Origin of the sequence: Stappia sp. (assembly GCF_040110915.1) — a bacterium.
Taxonomy (GTDB): Bacteria; Pseudomonadota; Alphaproteobacteria; order Rhizobiales; family Stappiaceae; genus Stappia.
In genome coordinates this window covers 77,923-94,575 of record NZ_CP157793.1, presented here as the reverse complement: position 1 = coordinate 94,575, position 16,653 = coordinate 77,923, and the positions used below count along the sequence as shown (strand labels likewise).

The 16,653-nt window shown below is 66.5% G+C and carries 17 protein-coding genes; 10 read left to right on the top strand and 7 right to left on the bottom strand.

All coding sequences use genetic code 11. The features are described 5' to 3' along the window. Positions 1 to 31: 31 nt before the first annotated feature. The 3 genes from ABL312_RS00440 to ABL312_RS00430 all read right to left on the bottom strand — a co-directional run bounded on the left by ABL312_RS00440 (position 32) and on the right by ABL312_RS00430 (position 3,203). Positions 32 to 1,462 carry an FAD-dependent oxidoreductase gene (locus tag ABL312_RS00440; protein ID WP_349359403.1) on the bottom strand — a complete coding sequence of 477 codons (1,431 nt, stop codon included), beginning with the start codon at positions 1,460 to 1,462 and terminating at the stop codon, positions 32 to 34. A gap of 66 nt (positions 1,463 to 1,528) precedes the next feature. Beyond that, positions 1,529 to 2,308, bottom strand: coding sequence for a TVP38/TMEM64 family protein (locus ABL312_RS00435; protein ID WP_349359402.1), 780 nt, complete (start codon positions 2,306 to 2,308; stop codon positions 1,529 to 1,531). A 70-nt stretch (positions 2,309 to 2,378) separates the two neighbouring features. Continuing rightward, positions 2,379 to 3,203: a DUF547 domain-containing protein gene (locus ABL312_RS00430; RefSeq protein WP_349359401.1), complete on the bottom strand. Its 825-nt coding sequence runs from the start codon at positions 3,201 to 3,203 to the stop codon at positions 2,379 to 2,381. Positions 3,204 to 3,620: 417 nt separating this feature from the next. Here ABL312_RS00430 and rpmH point away from each other — a divergent pair, with 417 nt between their 5' ends. The 9 genes from rpmH (at position 3,621) to ABL312_RS00385 (ending at position 12,879) form a co-directional block, all read left to right on the top strand. Then, a complete protein-coding gene (rpmH, locus tag ABL312_RS00425) occupies positions 3,621 to 3,755 on the top strand; it encodes a 50S ribosomal protein L34 (RefSeq protein ID WP_349359400.1) in 135 nt (44 codons plus the stop codon). Positions 3,756 to 3,792: 37 nt separating this feature from the next. Next, positions 3,793 to 4,221 carry a ribonuclease P protein component gene (rnpA, locus tag ABL312_RS00420; protein WP_349359399.1) on the top strand — a complete coding sequence of 143 codons (429 nt, stop codon included), beginning with the start codon at positions 3,793 to 3,795 and terminating at the stop codon, positions 4,219 to 4,221. 9 nt (positions 4,222 to 4,230) lie between these two features. Beyond that, complete coding sequence (gene yidC / locus ABL312_RS00415) at positions 4,231 to 6,051, top strand: membrane protein insertase YidC (RefSeq protein ID WP_349359398.1); 1,821 nt, start codon at positions 4,231 to 4,233, stop codon at positions 6,049 to 6,051. A gap of 128 nt (positions 6,052 to 6,179) precedes the next feature. Further along, the gene (locus tag ABL312_RS00410; RefSeq protein ID WP_349359397.1) at positions 6,180 to 6,821 is read left to right on the top strand and encodes a CatB-related O-acetyltransferase; all 642 of its coding nucleotides are present in this window, start codon (positions 6,180 to 6,182) and stop codon (positions 6,819 to 6,821) included. A gap of 109 nt (positions 6,822 to 6,930) precedes the next feature. Beyond that, positions 6,931 to 7,596 carry a ribosome biogenesis GTP-binding protein YihA/YsxC gene (yihA, locus tag ABL312_RS00405; protein WP_349359396.1) on the top strand — a complete coding sequence of 222 codons (666 nt, stop codon included), beginning with the start codon at positions 6,931 to 6,933 and terminating at the stop codon, positions 7,594 to 7,596. Positions 7,597 to 7,754: 158 nt separating this feature from the next. Then, the gene (locus ABL312_RS00400) at positions 7,755 to 10,019 is read left to right on the top strand and encodes an EAL domain-containing protein (RefSeq protein WP_349359395.1); all 2,265 of its coding nucleotides are present in this window, start codon (positions 7,755 to 7,757) and stop codon (positions 10,017 to 10,019) included. Between the two features lie 288 nt (positions 10,020 to 10,307). Continuing rightward, positions 10,308 to 11,138 carry an acetylglutamate kinase gene (gene argB / locus ABL312_RS00395; protein WP_349361486.1) on the top strand — a complete coding sequence of 277 codons (831 nt, stop codon included), beginning with the start codon at positions 10,308 to 10,310 and terminating at the stop codon, positions 11,136 to 11,138. Further along, positions 11,135 to 11,926, top strand: a complete 792-nt coding sequence (locus ABL312_RS00390; RefSeq protein ID WP_349359394.1) for a pyrimidine 5'-nucleotidase — start codon at positions 11,135 to 11,137, stop codon at positions 11,924 to 11,926. Before argB ends, ABL312_RS00390 begins: the two co-directional genes overlap by 4 nt. Before the next feature lie 29 nt (positions 11,927 to 11,955). Continuing rightward, a complete protein-coding gene (locus ABL312_RS00385) occupies positions 11,956 to 12,879 on the top strand; it encodes a DUF817 domain-containing protein (RefSeq protein ID WP_349359393.1) in 924 nt (307 codons plus the stop codon). Here the strand turns inward: ABL312_RS00385 and ABL312_RS00380 are convergent. Further along, complete coding sequence (locus tag ABL312_RS00380; protein WP_349359392.1) at positions 12,860 to 13,378, bottom strand: hypothetical protein; 519 nt, start codon at positions 13,376 to 13,378, stop codon at positions 12,860 to 12,862. The two genes, ABL312_RS00385 and ABL312_RS00380, sit on opposite strands and share 20 nt — an antisense overlap. Positions 13,379 to 13,631: 253 nt before the next feature. Here ABL312_RS00380 and ABL312_RS00375 point away from each other — a divergent pair, with 253 nt between their 5' ends. After that, on the top strand, positions 13,632 to 14,051 hold the full coding sequence (locus ABL312_RS00375; RefSeq protein ID WP_349359391.1) for a hypothetical protein: 420 nt from the start codon (positions 13,632 to 13,634) through the stop codon (positions 14,049 to 14,051). 211 nt (positions 14,052 to 14,262) lie between these two features. Here ABL312_RS00375 and ABL312_RS00370 read toward each other — a convergent pair whose 3' ends face one another. The 3 genes from ABL312_RS00370 to ABL312_RS00360 form a co-directional block, all read right to left on the bottom strand. After that, positions 14,263 to 14,733, bottom strand: a complete 471-nt coding sequence (locus ABL312_RS00370) for a hypothetical protein (RefSeq protein WP_349359390.1) — start codon at positions 14,731 to 14,733, stop codon at positions 14,263 to 14,265. 169 nt (positions 14,734 to 14,902) lie between these two features. Further along, complete coding sequence (locus tag ABL312_RS00365; RefSeq protein WP_349359389.1) at positions 14,903 to 15,424, bottom strand: hypothetical protein; 522 nt, start codon at positions 15,422 to 15,424, stop codon at positions 14,903 to 14,905. 281 nt (positions 15,425 to 15,705) lie between these two features. Next, entirely contained in the window at positions 15,706 to 16,227 is a 522-nt protein-coding gene (locus ABL312_RS00360) for a hypothetical protein (RefSeq protein ID WP_349359388.1), read from the bottom strand. Positions 16,228 to 16,653 lie beyond the last annotated feature (426 nt).

The window sequence follows — 16,653 nt, the reverse complement described above, 5'->3', positions numbered from 1 at the left end:
GCGCGCCCCGGTTCGGGCGCGCTGGACCGGGTCAGCCGAAACGCGCCAGCAGCCGCACGAGACGCCGGACCCAGGGATTCTTCGCCCCGTCAGCATAATAGGAAATCGCCGCCCGTCGAACCGCTTCCGACAGCGAGGGATAGGGCGAGACGAATCCGGCGAGATCGCGGGCCGTCAGCTTGCGCGAAACGGCGAGCGACAGCAGGTTGACGATCTCTCCGGCCGACGGCCCGACGACATCCGCGCCGACGATCCGCCCGCGCTTCGCCACCACCAGACGCACCAGCCCCGCGGTCCGGCGCTCGGCCTGCGCCCGGTCGTTGCCGGAAAACGGGGCCTCCAGCACCTTGACGTGATGTTTGCCGAAGCGGGTGCGGGCCTGCGCCTCGGTGAGGCCGACATGGCCGATCTCGGGATCGGTGAAGGTCACCCAGGGCAGGATCGCGCGGTCTTCCTTCGCCGGCAGGCGGAACAGCAGCGCGCGGATCACGATGCCGGCGTGATAGCCCGCGACATGGGTGAACTGCAGGCCGCCGGCGACATCGCCGATGGCATAGACACGGCGGTTGGAGGTGCGCAGGTCCGCGCCGACCTTGATCCCGGCCCTGGTGACGCGAATGCCGGCCGCCTCCAGCCCCAGACCGTCGAGATTGGGTGTGCGCCCGGCCGCCACCAGCAGGTCCGAGCCCGCGATCTCCCGCGTGCCAGCAGCATCCTCCACCGTCACGCAGAGTGCGCCGGCGGTGCCGGACACGCCCGTGACCTTGGTCTCCTGAAGGATCTCGATGCCCTCCCCGCGCAACCGCTCGAGCACGATGGCCGCCAGATCCTCCGGCTCCTTCGCGAGCGCGCGCAGCGCCTCGATCACCGTCACCTTCGCGCCGAGGCGGCGGTGGGCCTGGGCGAGCTCGAGCCCGATCGGCCCGCCGCCGACGACGACGAGGTGCTCCGGGCAGGTCGTGCGCTCGAAGATCGTCTCGTTGGTGAAATACGGCACGGCGTCGAGCCCGGGGATCGGCGGCACGGCCGGCGACGACCCGGTCGCCACGACAAAGCGCCGGGCGCGGATCTCCGTGTCGCCGGCGACCACCGTGTCGGGATCGGTGAACCGCCCCGCGTCCTGGATGACCGTGACGCCCAGCCCCTCGAAGCGCTCGACCGAATCATGCGGCGCGATGGCCGCGATCACCGAATGCACGTGATCGTGCACGGTCTGAAAGTCGACATCGACGCGCGGGACCGACACGCCGAAGGTGGTCGCATGCCCGGCCGTATGCGCGGCCTTGCCGGCGGCAATCAGCGCCTTGGAGGGCACGCAGCCGTAGTTGAGGCAGTCGCCGCCCATCCGGCCCTTCTCCACGAGGACGACCTCGACGCCGAAGGCGGCGGCGGCGGCGGCGACCGAGAGGCCGCCCGAGCCGGCGCCGATCACGCAGATGTCGGGGGTCAGGACACGGGGCATGGACATCTCCTCGAGGCGGGACGCGGACGGGGCGAGAGCGATGGACGGGGCGCGGCCCCGCTGCCTTCAGGCGCGGGGCGTGTGGCGGCGCGCGCGCCACTTGCGCACCAGCACGGGGATCAGCGCGGCGAGGCCGAGAGCGGCAAAGGCCAGCACGAGTTCGGTGGTGACGAGCGCGGAGAGGTCGATCCGGCAGGTGCCGGCGGCGGCGCAGCCCGGATTGGCGATCTCCTGCGCCGCGATCACGCTGTCGAGCCCGGCGCCGATGAAGGCATAGGCGAAGGTGCCGGGCAGGATGCCGACGAAGGTCGCGACCAGATAGGGCCGCAGCGGCATGTGAAAGATCGCCGGCGCGATGTTCACGAGCCAGAAGGGGAAGATCGGCGCCAGCCGCAGGAACAGCAGGTAGTGGAAGGCATCCTCGCGAAAGCCGGCGGACAGGCGCGTCAGGAACGGCCCGGCGCGCACCTTCAGCGTCGTACCGAGCGAGGAACGGGCGGCGAGGAAGATCGCACCGGCGCCGAGCGTCGCCCCGATCGCCGTCAGCCCGCCGCCGAGCGCCCAGCCGAACAGGAAGCCGCCGAGGATGGTGATGAAGGAGGCGCCGGGAAAGGACAGGGCGACGGCGACAATGTAGATCGCCACATAGGCGAATGCCGCGAGGATCAGATTGTCGGCGACGAAGGCGGAGAGCGCCGCGCGCTCGCGGATCAGGTTCGACAGGCTGAGCGCCTCGTGCCAGCCGAGCGCATAGCCGAGCCCCATCACGCAGACGATGACGCCGAGCGGCAGCCAGCGCCGCCAGACGGCTTTTGCCGGCGCGTCCTGCGGCGTGCGGTCGGTCATCTCACCCTCTTCCCGTTCGACCCGTTCGGCCCGTTCGACGCCCGGCGCGCCGGCGGACGGACAGTCGCGGTCAGTTCGCATCGTTCAGCCCCCAGTCGTAGTCATAGCCCGCGATGCCGCGCGCGTCGGCGAGATCGGCGCGCAACTGCGGCGCGGCATGGCGAGACCAGTGGCGGAGCAACTGCCGTTCGGTCCCGAAATCCTCCGAGAACCAGCTGTAGATGCGCGAGGCGCGAATGCCCCGGCGCTCCACGCGCACCCCGCGCGGATGATTGACGAAGGCGCGGGCGCCGTCGTCCAGCATGCGCTCCAGGTCGGCGCCGGTGTAGGCCCGCGTCGCCAGATTCGGACAGCCGATGGAGGCGCAGTTGACCGCGTAATGCACGCGCGGGTCCGAATAGTGCTTGCGCAGGATGCCGTGCTCGATGTCGTCGAGCGACAGCCCCTGCCCGCCCACGGAGACGAGGTCCTTCTTCCACGGCCCGCGGGAAAAGAACCCGCCGCCGAGGTCGATGTCGCGGATCGAGGCGACGGGATAATGCGCAAGAACCACCTGCAGCGTCACCGCATTGTAGAGGTTGACCCAGAAGGCATAGGCGTCGGCCGGCGGCAGGGCATCGACGCGCGTTTGCGAAAGATCGGCGATGTAGCGGTCGAGCGCGGGCCGGCTCGACGCCTGAAAGGCGGCGTAGCGCACCCGGTTCAGCCCGTCGCGCCCGGGCACCACGTAGCGCTGCAGGAGATCGGTGAAGGCGGCGTGCGACGGCGCCTGCGCCCGCGCCGGACGGGGCCGCGCCAGAAGGAGCGCGCCGGCGCCGAGGATCAGCGCGCGCCGGCTCGGCCGCACCGCCCCGCCCCGGTCGTCTTGCAGTCTCTGCGCTTTGCGTGTCCGCATGGTCCGTGCCCGCTCCCGTACCCGGTTTCCTGCGTCGCCGATGCCGGGAGCCCCCGACCGTCCGCGACATTGCGTTCCAGACGCTGGACCCTATGCGTCCTGTCCGGCATCCGAAACGGGGATTCGCCCCCTCTCACCGGGAAGTGATACGCCGGTGCAAGGGCGTCACCCGGACGTGATGGCGGCTCACCCGCGCGTGTGGCGCAGCCCGGGGGCAAAGGCGCGCCGTGCCGCACCGCTTGTCGTTGACTTCGCTGGGGCACACCCGTATAAGCCTGCGAAATCCGGTCGTGCCGGTATTGCGGCGTCCGATGGCGTTTGCGGTTACGGCGTTTGTGGTTGCGCAAGAACCGCGATACGGATCACCAGACAATTCGACAATCAGGGCCGCGCGCCCCTCGCGCGCGGGAAGGTACAATGAAGCGCACATTTCAGCCGAGCCGTCTCGTCCGCAAGCGCCGTCACGGCTTCCGGGCCCGCATGGCGACCAAGAACGGCCGCCAGCTCATCGCCCGCCGCCGGGCCAAGGGGCGCAAGCGGCTGAGCGCCTGAGCGGGCGACTGATCGGGCTGGGGCGAAGGAGACCGTCGTGTTCCAGGCACCGCAGCCCGCGACCCTGCCGACGTTGAAGAAACGCGCCGAGTTCCTGGCCGTCGCCAAAGGCGGACGGTGCGCTCGGCGCGCTTTCGTGTTGCAGGCGGCCGAACGCGACGGCCCGGCCCGGATCGGCTACACGGTCACCAAGAAGGTCGGCAATGCGGTGGAACGCAACCGCATCCGCCGCCGCTTGCGCGCGGCCGTGCGCGCGACGCGCCGCAAGGCGCGCGCCGACGTTGATTATGTCCTGATCGGTCGACGGGCCGCGCTCAGCCAGGACTTCGAGGCGCTCGTGCGCGACCTCGCCCACTGCCTGGCCACGACGCCGACCGCCCCGTCGGACGAGCCGCGCAGGCGCCACGACCGGCGCGGCAAGGACCGCCGGGACCAACCATTCTCCGCTGCGAAAAACCGAGGGTGACCGCCGAAAATGGCCGATAACCGCAACACGATCCTGGCTATCGTTCTGTCCCTGATCGTTCTTCTGGGATGGCAGTATTTCTACGCGCAGCCGCAGATCGAGCGCCAACGGCAACAGGCGGAGCAGCAGACCAGCGAGATGGCGGCGGACGGCTCCTCCGCCCCCGTGCCGGAGGCCGAAGGTGGCGCCCCGAGCGCGGGCGGACCCGCCGGATCGGTGCCGGGCGCCGGCGACGCGGCCGTGCCGGGCGCGCCGGTCGAGCGCGACACGGCGCTCGCCGAGAACGCCCGCTTGCCGATCGACACGCCGCGCGTCGACGGGTCGATCAATCTCACCGGCGCGCGGCTCGACGACCTGCATCTGAAGGACTACCGCGAGACGGTCGACCCCGACAGCCCGACCATCGTGCTGTTCTCGCCGCGCGGCAGCGCCAAGCCCTATTACGCCGAGTTCGGCCTGACCGCGGATCCGGGCGCGGACATCGCGCTGCCGGATGCGACCACCCGCTGGCAGGCCCCGGCCGACGCGCGCCTGACGCCGGAAACGCCGGTCACGCTGACCTGGGACAATGGCGCCGGCCTCGTCTTCGAGCGCGAGATCGCGATCGACGAGAACTACATGTTCACCGTCGAACAGCGCGTGCGCAACACCACCGACGCGGCGGTGCAGCTCTACCCTTATGGTTTGATCGCGCGCACCGGAACGCCGGAGACGACCGGCTTCTACATTCTCCACGAGGGCCTGATCGGGGTCTTCGGCGAGGAAGGCCTGAGCGAGGTCGACTACGACGATCTTCAGGAAGAGGGGCGCATCCGCCCGCCGAAGGTCTCCGACGGCTGGATCGGCATCACCGACAAGTATTGGGCCGCCGCCCTCGTCCCGACGCCGGGCACCGGGTTTCAGCCGCAGTTCTCCTACGCGCCGCGCAGCGACAACTTCCAGGCCGACTTCCTCGGCGATCCGATGGTCGTCGAGCCGGGCGCCACGGCGTCCGCGACCTCGCGGCTTTTCGCCGGCGCCAAGGAGACCAACCGGATCGACGCCTATGAGGCGGAGCTCGGCATCAAGCAGTTCGAGCTCCTGATCGACTGGGGCTGGTTCTACTTCCTGACCAAGCCGCTGTTCCACGCCATCGACTGGCTGTTCCATCTGGTCGGCAACTTCGGCGTCGCGATCCTGCTCGTCACGGTCGGCATCAAGGCGGTGTTCTTCCCGCTCGCCAACAAGTCCTACGTCTCCATGAGCAAGATGAAGCTCGTGCAGCCGCAGATGACGGAGATCCGCGACCGCTACAAGGACGACAAGCAGAAGCAGCAACAGGCGCTGATGGAGCTGTACAAGAAGGAGAAGATCAATCCGCTGGCGGGCTGTCTGCCGGTGCTGATCCAGATCCCGGTGTTCTTCGCGCTCTACAAGGTGCTGTTCGTCACCATCGAGATGCGGCACGCGCCCTTCTTCGGCTGGATCCAGGATCTTTCCGCGCCCGATCCGACCTCGCTGTTCAACCTGTTCGGGCTGATCCCCTGGGACCCGCCGCAGCTTCTGATGCTCGGCATCTGGCCGATCATCATGGGCATCACGATGTTCGTGCAGATGAAGATGAACCCGGCCCCGCCGGACCCGACCCAGCAGATGATCTTCACCTGGATGCCGGTGCTGTTCACCTTCATGCTGGCGTCCTTCCCGGCCGGTCTCGTGATCTACTGGGCCTGGAACAACTTCCTGTCGATCCTGCAGCAGTATGTGATCATGCGCCGGCAGGGCGTGAAGATCGAATTGTGGGACAATCTCAAGGGGATGTTCAGCCGCAAGAAGGCCGAAAAGAGCTGAGCCGCGTCGGGCCTCCATGCCCGACGGCGCACCGCTTCCACGCAATCATCGAACCCCGGGGCCGGCCCCCGGGGTTTTGCGTTGGCCCCGCCCGCGTGAAGGTTCCGGGCGCGAAGGAGGAGACAGACATGCACGGCCCCGATCCCGACACGCGTCACCCCTTCGCCGGCGCGCAGCACACGGTGTTTCTCAAGACGGTCATCACCCGCGCGACCATCGAGGTGGGCGACTACACCTACTATCACGACCCGGAGCACGCGGCGGAGTTCGAGGACCGCAACGTCCTCTATCACTTCGACTTCGTCGGCGACCGTCTGGTGATCGGCCGGTTCTGCGCGCTGGCGAGCGGCGCGACCTTCATCATGAACGGCGCGAACCACGACATGAGCGGCTTCACCACCTACCCGTTCAACATCTTCGGCGCGGGATGGGAGACGGGGGCCGACCTGTCGGGGCTCGAGGCGGGTCTGCGTGGCGACACGACGGTCGGCAACGACGTGTGGATCGGCCGCAACGCGACGTTCCTGCCCGGCGTGACCATCGGCGACGGCGCCATCGTCGGCGCCCACGCGGTGGTCGGCTCTGACGTCCCGGCCTACGCCGTGGTCGCTGGCAACCCGGCGCGGGTTGTGCGATACCGCTTCGACGATGCCACGATCGCGGCGCTGCTGGAGATCGCCTGGTGGAACTGGCCGGTCGAGCGCATCACCCGCAATCTCGACGCCATTCGCGGCACCGATCTCGCCCGGCTGAGGGCCTGCGCAGGCTGAGCGCATCTCCCGGCCGGCCGTATCTGCCGCCTGTCTTTGCCGCCTGTCTTTACCGCCTGCATCCATCTACCGACTGCATTCACATGAGCGCTTCAGGAACGAACCCGAAATGACCAACACCGAGGATCGCGACGGCGCCAAGGCCCCGAGCGAAGAAGAGATCGAGGCCGGACGGCTGCTCTTCCGCAAGCCCTGGGGCTTCGTCACCAGCGTCGCAAGGCTCGATCAGCTGCCGGAGGAAGGCCTCGTCGAGGTCGCCTTCGCCGGGCGCTCGAACGTCGGCAAGTCCAGCCTGATCAACGCGCTCACCGGGGTGAAGGGGCTGGCGCGCACCTCCAACACCCCGGGCCGCACGCAGATGCTCAACTACTTCGGCGCGCCCGAGGCGCCGCTCGCGCTGGTCGACATGCCGGGCTACGGCTACGCCCAGGCGCCCAAGGCCCTGGTCGAGGCCTGGACCGATCTGGTCTACACCTATCTGCAGGGTCGGGCGCGGCTGCGCCGCGTCTTCGTACTGATCGACAGCCGGCACGGGTTGAAGGCGAACGATCTGGAGGTGCTGAGCCTGCTCGACCGTGCGGCGGTGAGCTATCAGCTCGTGCTGACCAAGGCGGACAAGATCAAGCCCGGCCAGCTGCAACGCGTCATGCAGGACACCGCGAAAGCCATCGCCAAGCGACCGGCCGCCTATCCGGAGATCATCGCGACCTCCTCGGAAAAGGGCGAGGGCCTTGCGCATTTGCGCGCCGAGATTCATAAACTGACACTCATGTGACACGACGCCCGCCACACGGCGCGAAAGCGCAAGTTCCGCGTGGTCGGGACGCGCGAATCATATTGTAAATTGCATCGACAGGCGTCGCGACTCCCGGCATTGTTAACGCAGCGTCAATGAAAGCCTGAATAGATTGCGGCAAAAGGGGTGGATACCGCATGCAGGATGACGGCGGCACACGCACCGGCGAAGAGCCCGTGGTCGAGGCCGTTGGCTTCGCACCGCAAGGGCTCGCGACTGCCGCATTCGACCCGACCCTCGCCGGGTTCGGGCTCGTCACCGACACGCCCGACCCCGCCTTCGACGAACTCGTCCGGATCGCGGCCCGCGTCACGTCTTGCGAAAAGGCGTTTCTGACCTTTCTTCAGAAAGACACGCTTCATGTGGTCGCCTCCGTCGGCAGCACCACACGTCAGGCGGAGGTGTCGCAGACCGTGTGCCGGGAGACCCTGCGCCGGCGCGATCCGCTGATCGTCACCGATCTCGGCGCCGATCCCAGGTTTCAGGATGTTCCCTATGTGGCGCCGGCGGACGGCGCGCGGTTTTATGCCGGTTTTCCCCTGCGTCTCGACAACGGCGTGTGTGTGGGAACGTTCTGCGTGATCGATCCGCACCCCCGCCCGCGCGGGTTGACGGAGCATGAGTTCGCGACCCTGTCGTCCTTGAGCCGGCTCGCCATCCGTGCTCTGGAAGGCCGCCGCCGCGACGCCCGTCTGCGCGACTATCTCGACATCGCCTCCGACTGGATCTGGGAGCAGGACAGCGCCTTTCGCTTCACCTATCTCTCCGAAGCCGCCGCCGACGTCGGCATCCGGATCGAGGAGTTCATCGGCAAGACCCGATGGGACGCCACCTGCGCGAACGGCGAGGCCGACGACGTCTGGGCCGAGCATCGCCGGATCGTGGAGCGCCATGAACCGTTCCGCGATTTCCGCTTTCGCTGGTTCGACGGGAGCGATGAACGCATCTTCTCCATCAGCGGCCGGCCGGTGTTTGCGCAGGACGGCACCTTCCTGGGCTATCGCGGCTCGGCGCGTGACGTCACCCTCGAGGAACGCGCACGGCGCGAGGTGGAGCACATGGCCCGCCACGACGCGCTGACCAATGTCGCCAATCGCGCCACCTTCGAGGAGCGCGTCGGCGACGCCTTCCGCGACTGGCAGGAATCGGGGGACGGCGCCACGCTGTTCCTGCTCGATCTCGATCATTTCAAACTCGTCAACGACACCCTGGGTCACACGGTGGGCGACGCCCTGCTCAAGGAGGTCGCCCGGCGCCTGACGAGCTGCGTCAGTTCCCAGGCGACGGTCGCCCGGCTCGGAGGCGACGAGTTCGCGGTGCTGGAACCGAGCCTCACGGCGGACGGCGCGGTGGCGGAATATGCCGCCACGATCTGCCAGGCCCTCGCCGAGCCCTACAAGATCGGTCACGACGAGGTCGATTGCGGATGCAGCCTCGGCATCGCGTCGCTGCCCGAGCACGGCGGCAGCTACAGCCAGCTGATGGGCAATGCCGACCTGGCGCTCTACGAGGCCAAGGCGAGCGGGCGCGGCCGCTTCGCGCGGTTCAACATGACGATGCGCCGGGAGGCGGATTGCCGCAACACGCTGGCGCGCGAGCTCTGCGAAGCCTTCGACGCGGGGCAGTTCGATCTCGTGTTCCAGCCCATCGTGCGCCTCGACGACGCCGGCATCATCGGCGCGGAGGCCCTGCTGCGCTGGGACCACCCGGAACGCGGCCGGCTGTCCCCGGGTGTCTTCATCGCCGCGCTCGATTCCACCCGCTACGCCGCGGACGTGGGATATTGGGTTCTGGAGGAGGCCTGCCGCGCGGCGCTGCCCTGGGCGCAGGCGTTGCCCGAGGGGTTCCGCCTGTCGGTCAATCTGTTCGCCGGGCAGCTGCGCGACCCCCGCCTGGTCAATCGCGTCCGCTCGATCCTGGAGCGCACCGGATACGACGGCCGCTGCCTCGACCTCGAGATCACCGAGAACATTCTGCTGACGCCGTCGCCGGATCTCATGCAGACCCTGAAGGCCCTGAAGCGGCTCGGGATCTCCATCGTGCTCGACGATTTCGGCACGGGCTTCGGCTCCCTGACCCATCTGCTGCAATTCTCGGTGGATCGCATCAAGGTCGACCGCGAGTTCGTGCGCGGCCTCGACGTCAACATCGACTACAACAAGGTCACCCACGCGCTGGTCAAACTCGCCGTCGATCTCGGTCTCAAGGTGACGGCCGAGGGCATCGAGACCGAGGAACAGAAACGCTTTCTCGCCAGGATCGGCTGCACCGACATGCAGGGCTATCATTTCTGCAAGCCGGTTCCCGCCGGCGACATCCCGCAGCTCATCGCCCGCGCGCTGGAGGCGGGGCACATGCACCCCGCGCAACGGCCCGAGCAGTTGCGGGTCGGTGTCGCCTGATCCCCGCACGCGATCGAGCCCCCGCGATTGAGCACGATGGGCAAACCGGATATAGACGGACCGTGACCGTCGGACGGGTGCTGTCGACAGCCGGCCGTCGTCGTCATCGTGTCGCCGCGATCCTCCGTTCCCTTCGGGTCCGAACGCGCATCCCTGCCTCGGATCCCCACGCCCAGCCGCCCGCGAAAGTTCGAAACGCCCATGTCCGACTCCGTTCCGGCCAGTCCCGCCCCCTCCTCCCAGGCGCCCGCCAATCCGGCGCAGGTCATCGCCAAGGCGCTGCCCTATATGCTGCGCTACGACGACCAGGTGGTGGTGGTGAAATACGGCGGTCACGCCATGGGCGACGCCGACCTCGGCCAGGCCTTCGCCCGCGACATCACGCTGCTGCGTCAGGCGGGGGTGCAGCCGGTCGTGGTGCATGGCGGCGGACCGCAGATCGGCGCCATGCTCGACCGGCTCGGCATCCGCAGCGAGTTCAAGAACGGCCTGCGCGTGACCGACAAAGCAACCGTGGACGTGGTCGAAATGGTGCTCGCCGGCGCGATCAACAAGGAAGTGGTCCATCTGATCAATGCCGCCGGCGGCAAGGCCATCGGCCTGTGCGGCAAGGACGGCAATCTGGTCACGGCGGAGAAGCTGCACCGGCGGGTGCGCGACCCGAATTCCGCCATCGAGCAGATCCTCGATCTCGGCTTCGTCGGCGAGCCGCATGAGGTCAATCCGACCGTGCTGCGTCTCGTCATGAAGGAAGAGCTGATCCCGGTCGTCGCCCCGGTCGCGCCGGGCCGCGACGGGGAAACCTACAACATCAACGCCGACACTTTCGCCGGCGCCATCGCCGGCGCGCTCGACGCCAAGCGGCTCCTGTTCCTCACCGACGTTCCGGGCGTGCTCGATGCCGACGGCAAGCTCATCAAGGAGCTCTCCGTCGCCCAGGCCCGCGCGCTGATCGAGGACGGCACGATCTCCGGCGGGATGATCCCCAAGGTGGAGACCTGCATCGAGGCGATCGAACAGGGCGTGGAGGGCGTCGTCATCCTGAACGGAAAGGTGCCGCACGCCGTGCTGCTCGAGCTCTTCACCGACCAGGGCGCCGGGACCCTGCTGCGCCCATGACCGACCGCGCCAACGCCGCCGGCACCCCGGGTGCCGTTTCGGGCGACCCCGCGACGCGCGAGGGACGCCACGCGCACGGGCAGGATCTCAGGGTCTTCAAGGGCGTCGAGGCCTGGGTCTTCGATCTCGACAACACGCTTTATCCGGCGAGCAGCGATCTGTTTTCCCAGATCAACACGCGCATCTCGGACTATGTCGCCCGGGCGCTCGATCTGCCGCGCGATCAGGCCTATCTGAAGCAGAAGCAATACTACAAGGATTACGGCACCACCCTGCGCGGGCTGATGATCGAGCACGACATCGATCCGGACGCGTTTCTGGAATACGTGCACGATATCGACTATTCGCCGGTCGATCCCAACCCGGCGCTCGGCCGGGCCATCGCGCGGCTGCCGGGCAAGAAGTACATCTTCACCAATGGCGACCGTCCGCATGCGGAACGCACCGCCGCGCGGCTCGGCATCTCCGAGCACTTCGAGGACATTTTCGACATCGTCGCCGCCGGGCTGCTGCCCAAGCCCAATCTGGACACCTACCGGATGTTTCTGGACAAGACCGGCGTGTCGCCGGTGCGCGCGGCGATGTTCGAGGATCTCGCCCGCAATCTGGAAGTCCCGCACCGGCTCGGCATGCGCTCGGTGCTGCTGGTGCCGGAAGGCACGCGCGCGGTCTTTCGAGAGGAATGGGAACTGGAGGGCGACAGCGCCCCGCATGTGGATTTCGTCACCGAGGATCTCACCGGCTTCCTGACCGCCGTGCTCGGCGCGATCGACGCGCCGCAGGCCTGATCCACGGGCCAGGGCGGAGATCCGGGGGCATGCGGCTCAACCTCGTCCAGCGTCTCGGCCGCCCGGCCACCGCCGCCTCGCGCACCGAACGGGCGCTGCATCTGGCGCTGCCGTGGGTCTATCGCCGGCTCGGCAAGGGCGTCTTCGCCCGCGCCACGGTCGAGTTCCTCGCCTTCGGCATCAAGCAGGCCTATGCCTGCCTCTACGGGGCGCTGCTGCTCGCGCTCATTCTCGGCACGCGGTTTTTCTATCCCGCCGATGCGCCGCTGGCGCGCTACGACTTTCTGTTCCTGGCGGCGGTCGCGATCCAGATCTGGCTGCTGTGGGCGAAGTTCGAAACGCTGGACGAGGCGAAGGTGATCCTGATCTTCCACGTCGTCGGCACGGCGATGGAAGTGTTCAAGACGGCGGCCGGCTCCTGGATCTATCCGGAGGAGAGTTTTTTCCGCATCGGCGGCGTGCCGCTCTTTTCCGGCTTCATGTATGCCGCCGTCGGCAGTTATCTGGCGCGCGTCTCGCGGATCTTCGATTTCGCCTACACGCAGTATCCGCCGATGTGGACCACCTACCTGTTCGCCGCCGCGATCTACATCAATTTCTTCTCGCACCACTTCGTGATCGACATCCGGCTCGGGCTCTTCGCCGTGTTGATCCTGCTCTACGGACGCTGCTGGGTGCATTACTCCGTCTATCGCTACCGCCACCGGATGCCGCTGGTGCTCGGCTTTTTTCTGGTCGCGCTGTTCATCTGGATCGCGGAGAACATCGGCACCTTCGCGCAGGCCTGGCGCTATCCCGACCAGGCGGACGGCTGGCGGCTCGTCTCGCTTGCCAAGCTCAACGCCTGGGTGCTCTTGATGATCATCTCCTTCGTGCTGGTGACGCTCGTCAACCGGCCGAACCGGGAATCGGAGCGGACCCGACCCGCCCCGCTCACGCGCGATACGGGATGACGATCCCACGCTCATCGGTGAGCGGCACGCCGAGGAATTCTGCGATCTCGCGCGCCGCCGCGCTCTGGCCGGGCAGGAGAAAGCCCGGTGGCCCGAGGTCCACCGGCCCGTCGTGCGTGCACAGACGAATTCGCGAAACGACAAGGGTCGGCCGCCGCCGGATCTCCACGCGAATCGCCGTGGCCAGCGGGCGCTGAACATAGTGCGTCCCGAAGAGGGTGGCGTCGCTCGTGACCAGGGTCCCCTCGCGCAGATCGACATCCGTGCGCCACGTGTGAAAAAACGCCGTCCAGGCCAGCACCAGGGACAGGAGCCCGAAGGTGGTCATCTCCGCCGCAAGCAGAGATTCAAGAAACGTCTTGCTCATGTATCTGTTGAAGAAAACAACATGCAAGGTGGGTGCCACCACCAGCATCAGCAAAGCTATCCCGATCGCCATCTGCGCGAGGTTGGAGGTCACCAGCAGGCGATGCGCGTTGATGCGATGAACCGAGAACATGGCGCCTGCGACCCGGTGCGACTGTCCGTGCGATCGCCCCGACGACATGACGGACATGGCCGACATGGCCAGAGCGCGAAGACTGGGCCGCAGACCCGAGACGGACGCCCGCACAGACCGGGTTCCCAAGTCCTCTCAAGGGTCTCTGGACCGCAATCCAATGCGACTATAGATTGCATATCGATCTTGCAATCGCAAGTCCGCACCCGGCTCCGGGCAGCGGCCGCACACCCGACGACCGGACGACCGGACGATGACACGCGCCACGCTTCGATACGCGTTTGCGATCCTGGTCGCCCTTCTGGTCGGCCAGTTCCTTCCATTCGTCGAGGCGCGCCTGAAAGAAGTTCCCGCCGGGCGGTTCGACGTGATCCCGGCGGATCGGACATGTCCGCACGGGTGGATGACGGTCGATGCATCGAACGATCGGGTGTTTCAGGACCTCTGGACAACGCCGGAGATCGCCTTGCCGGAGACCTTGAGCACACTCCAATATCGCCTCCGAAGCCGGAACTGGACCTTTGACGGCGCACCGCTCACGGACTGGACACCGCCCGACCCGACACGCGCGGATGGTTACTTCGCGACGGGCGTGCCGCATCGTGGCGCGTTCTTTCTGTCCCTGTTGAGGCTTTGCGCGCCCCGTGACCATGTAACGTCTGCTGCGTCCTGACGCCCGCCCCTGTTGCCCTGCCCGCCGCGCTCAGGGCGGGCTGGACAGGACCGCGCCGCGCGGCGTCGAGACACCGATCAGGATAGGGGATGTGCCCATAGGTGCCTGAGCAGGGTGGGCTTTCCCTCGCGCCCCCGTTTCTTCGGGTCACCGCAAGCCCGGCAAGCATCGAGCGGCCGCGACACCGCTCCCGCGTTCACGCGTCCGCCGCTCACGCCCGATACGGGATGATGTGCCCGCGCTCGTCGGTGAGCGGCACGCCGAGGAATTCTGCGATCTCGCGCGCCGCCGCGCGCTGGCCGGGCAGGAGAAAGCCGGGCGGACTGAGATCCACTTCGAAAGCAGCGGCACGCAGACAGATTCGGCCGAGGATGAGGGTGGGCCTTCGCCGGATGACGACCGCGGTTACCTCCGACAGAGCAAGCTCCCGCTGATAGGTGAAATAAACGCCCTTCATCAGCTGCACGATGCGGTCGTCCGCGCGATCCAGATGAATCATCCAGAATCGCGCGAGCGCCGAAAATACGGCGGTCGCCATCAACAAGATGCCTGGAAAAGCCGGACCATGCACTGTCAGAAAATCTTCAAGGCCGATGCCTCGCGTTTTATATGCATAAGCATAAACAACGTATATAAGAGAGTTGAAAAATACAAAATACGCCACAAAACCGAAAGAATTCAACTTTATTATTATCCTTCTATCCGCCCCCGTGTTTTTCACAACATACATTTCCTACCCCTTGAACAAAATCACAGTACGAGAACATGTTTCCTGCATTACTGGCAGGTGACCGACTTCACCCTGCGGGTTAAGATATCCTGTCGGGAATCCCGAGGCTCGGCGAACAGCGCTAGGACGTCTCGTCGTTGCAGCCATAGGCAACCGCATGGCTTTCCAGCACGCGAAGGTCCCGTTGAACGCCCCGTGCCTTCGCTTCAACGGTCGCGATCGTCCGCAGGACAGCCTGGATGTTCGGTCCACTCCGCTCCGCCGCGTCGAGCATGTTCAGGGCCTGTTTGACGTCCGCAACACCCGTCAGGATAGTCCCTATTGCCGCCGCACCCCCGAACAGGATCGGGGCACCAAACCGCACAAAGGCAAGCAATCCGGCAACAAGTATCGACGCCGGCATTAACAGGCTCCCGAGGATGGAGATGCCCACCAGGACCGCGTTTTCCTGCCCTCCACTGCGGGCCGCCCGATAGTTTTCAAGCTCGCGCTTCAGCGACCCGAGCTCGCGTTTGAGATCCTCGGCACGCTCCTTCAGGGCACGGGCCCGGGACCGCAACTGCGCGCAGCGCGCCGTGTTGTCACGCCTGGTCGCCTGTTCGATCGCATCCCGCAGATCGGTCCCGGTAAAGGAAGGGCACATGCTGTCACTCCTGCTTGAGAGATCCTGCATCGAGTATCGGCCCCTTTCCGTGCCCGAGGATTTCTTTTCGACCGGCGGGCTTTGCACCGGTCCCGTGTGCCCGCGCGGTTGGGCGCCGTCGCGCCGAGGAGCGCGGATCCGCGCCCGCCGCACGGCCCGCGCAACCGCATTCTATCATGGGTTGCTGTTTTGGATTACCCAATCGCGAATGCTTCGGCGTGTTGTGTCGAGATGCTGAGCTCACGAAGCAGATGATATCCCGCGCTTGAGGTCGCTGGACGTCAGGCCCGGTCCGGGCGCGAGGCGCGCGGGTCGACAAGCGGCACGCCGAGAAACTCGGCAAGCGCGCGCAACTCCCGCATGTGACGCCGCCTGAGAAGAAGATGACCCTGCCTAACGAGGTCGAGCGTTCCCTGCGATGTTCGAAGCACGATCCGGGACGAAAACATCGCGGGCCAGCGCCGGATCACCACGGCCTCGACGTCGGAGAACCGAACGGTCGTTTCCTCCAATCCGGCAAGGGTCAGGGACGTTCGAATGACGAGACCCTTGGATCTGTCGACATAGACCTTTTGCAATCGGATCAGCGCCGGCCACACGCTCGCCATCACGAAAAGGACCGCAACGGTCAGAACCGGCTGAACGACGAGGTCCAGAGGTCCCATGCTGAGATCGAAGCGATCCTGAGCAACAAAGACAAGGCCAACCAGCAAAGCAAACGTGAAAAAGAACTGAAAATACACAGACCCGGCTGTCGACGATGCCATCATCGCAACATCGTCATTCAGGATTTTCAATTCCATCACGATCCACCGGAATGTCTACATCATAACATTTTCGCATCGATTTGCCTGGTAGTGACCAGGCAGGATACGCAGATCGTTCTGGATGCACCGGGCCTCCGACCTGGCCGCCTCGAGAGAAGATTGCACATCCCGGATCGCACGATTGGTGACGCCCACGCCAGCGACACCGGCCAGGGCGACAACCGCCCCGCCCCCCCAGACCGCTCCCAGACCGCTCCCAGACCGCTCACGATCGGGACCATCGCGATCACATCACCGATGTTCGAGCGCCCTCCCCTTCAAACACCCTTCCATTGCGACTGTTCCGAGCCCGCGCCGTCGGGCTCTCGCAACCCAATGCGATCATGCGTTGTACTTACGGAACAACTCGCCGTAAACTGTGGGTCCGTCCCGCAACAAGGCCATGCGACCGTATGAACCACC

Excerpts from the sequence above, each read along its gene's own strand:
- ABL312_RS00440 (WP_349359403.1), bottom strand. The coding sequence starts at position 1,462 with ATGCCCCGTGTCCTGACCCCCGACATCTGCGTGATCGGCGCCGGCTCG.
- ABL312_RS00435 (WP_349359402.1), bottom strand. The coding sequence starts at position 2,308 with ATGACCGACCGCACGCCGCAGGACGCGCCGGCAAAAGCCGTCTGGCGG.
- ABL312_RS00430 (WP_349359401.1), bottom strand. The coding sequence starts at position 3,203 with ATGCGGACACGCAAAGCGCAGAGACTGCAAGACGACCGGGGCGGGGCG.
- rpmH (WP_349359400.1), top strand. The coding sequence starts at position 3,621 with ATGAAGCGCACATTTCAGCCGAGCCGTCTCGTCCGCAAGCGCCGTCAC.
- yidC (WP_349359398.1), top strand. The coding sequence starts at position 4,231 with ATGGCCGATAACCGCAACACGATCCTGGCTATCGTTCTGTCCCTGATC.
- ABL312_RS00410 (WP_349359397.1), top strand. The coding sequence starts at position 6,180 with ATGCACGGCCCCGATCCCGACACGCGTCACCCCTTCGCCGGCGCGCAG.
- yihA (WP_349359396.1), top strand. The coding sequence starts at position 6,931 with ATGACCAACACCGAGGATCGCGACGGCGCCAAGGCCCCGAGCGAAGAA.
- ABL312_RS00400 (WP_349359395.1), top strand. The coding sequence starts at position 7,755 with ATGCAGGATGACGGCGGCACACGCACCGGCGAAGAGCCCGTGGTCGAG.
- argB (WP_349361486.1), top strand. The coding sequence starts at position 10,308 with ATGCTGCGCTACGACGACCAGGTGGTGGTGGTGAAATACGGCGGTCAC.
- ABL312_RS00390 (WP_349359394.1), top strand. The coding sequence starts at position 11,135 with ATGACCGACCGCGCCAACGCCGCCGGCACCCCGGGTGCCGTTTCGGGC.
- ABL312_RS00385 (WP_349359393.1), top strand. The coding sequence starts at position 11,956 with ATGCGGCTCAACCTCGTCCAGCGTCTCGGCCGCCCGGCCACCGCCGCC.
- ABL312_RS00380 (WP_349359392.1), bottom strand. The coding sequence starts at position 13,378 with ATGTTCTCGGTTCATCGCATCAACGCGCATCGCCTGCTGGTGACCTCC.
- ABL312_RS00375 (WP_349359391.1), top strand. The coding sequence starts at position 13,632 with ATGACACGCGCCACGCTTCGATACGCGTTTGCGATCCTGGTCGCCCTT.
- ABL312_RS00365 (WP_349359389.1), bottom strand. The coding sequence starts at position 15,424 with ATGTGCCCTTCCTTTACCGGGACCGATCTGCGGGATGCGATCGAACAG.
- ABL312_RS00360 (WP_349359388.1), bottom strand. The coding sequence starts at position 16,227 with ATGGAATTGAAAATCCTGAATGACGATGTTGCGATGATGGCATCGTCG.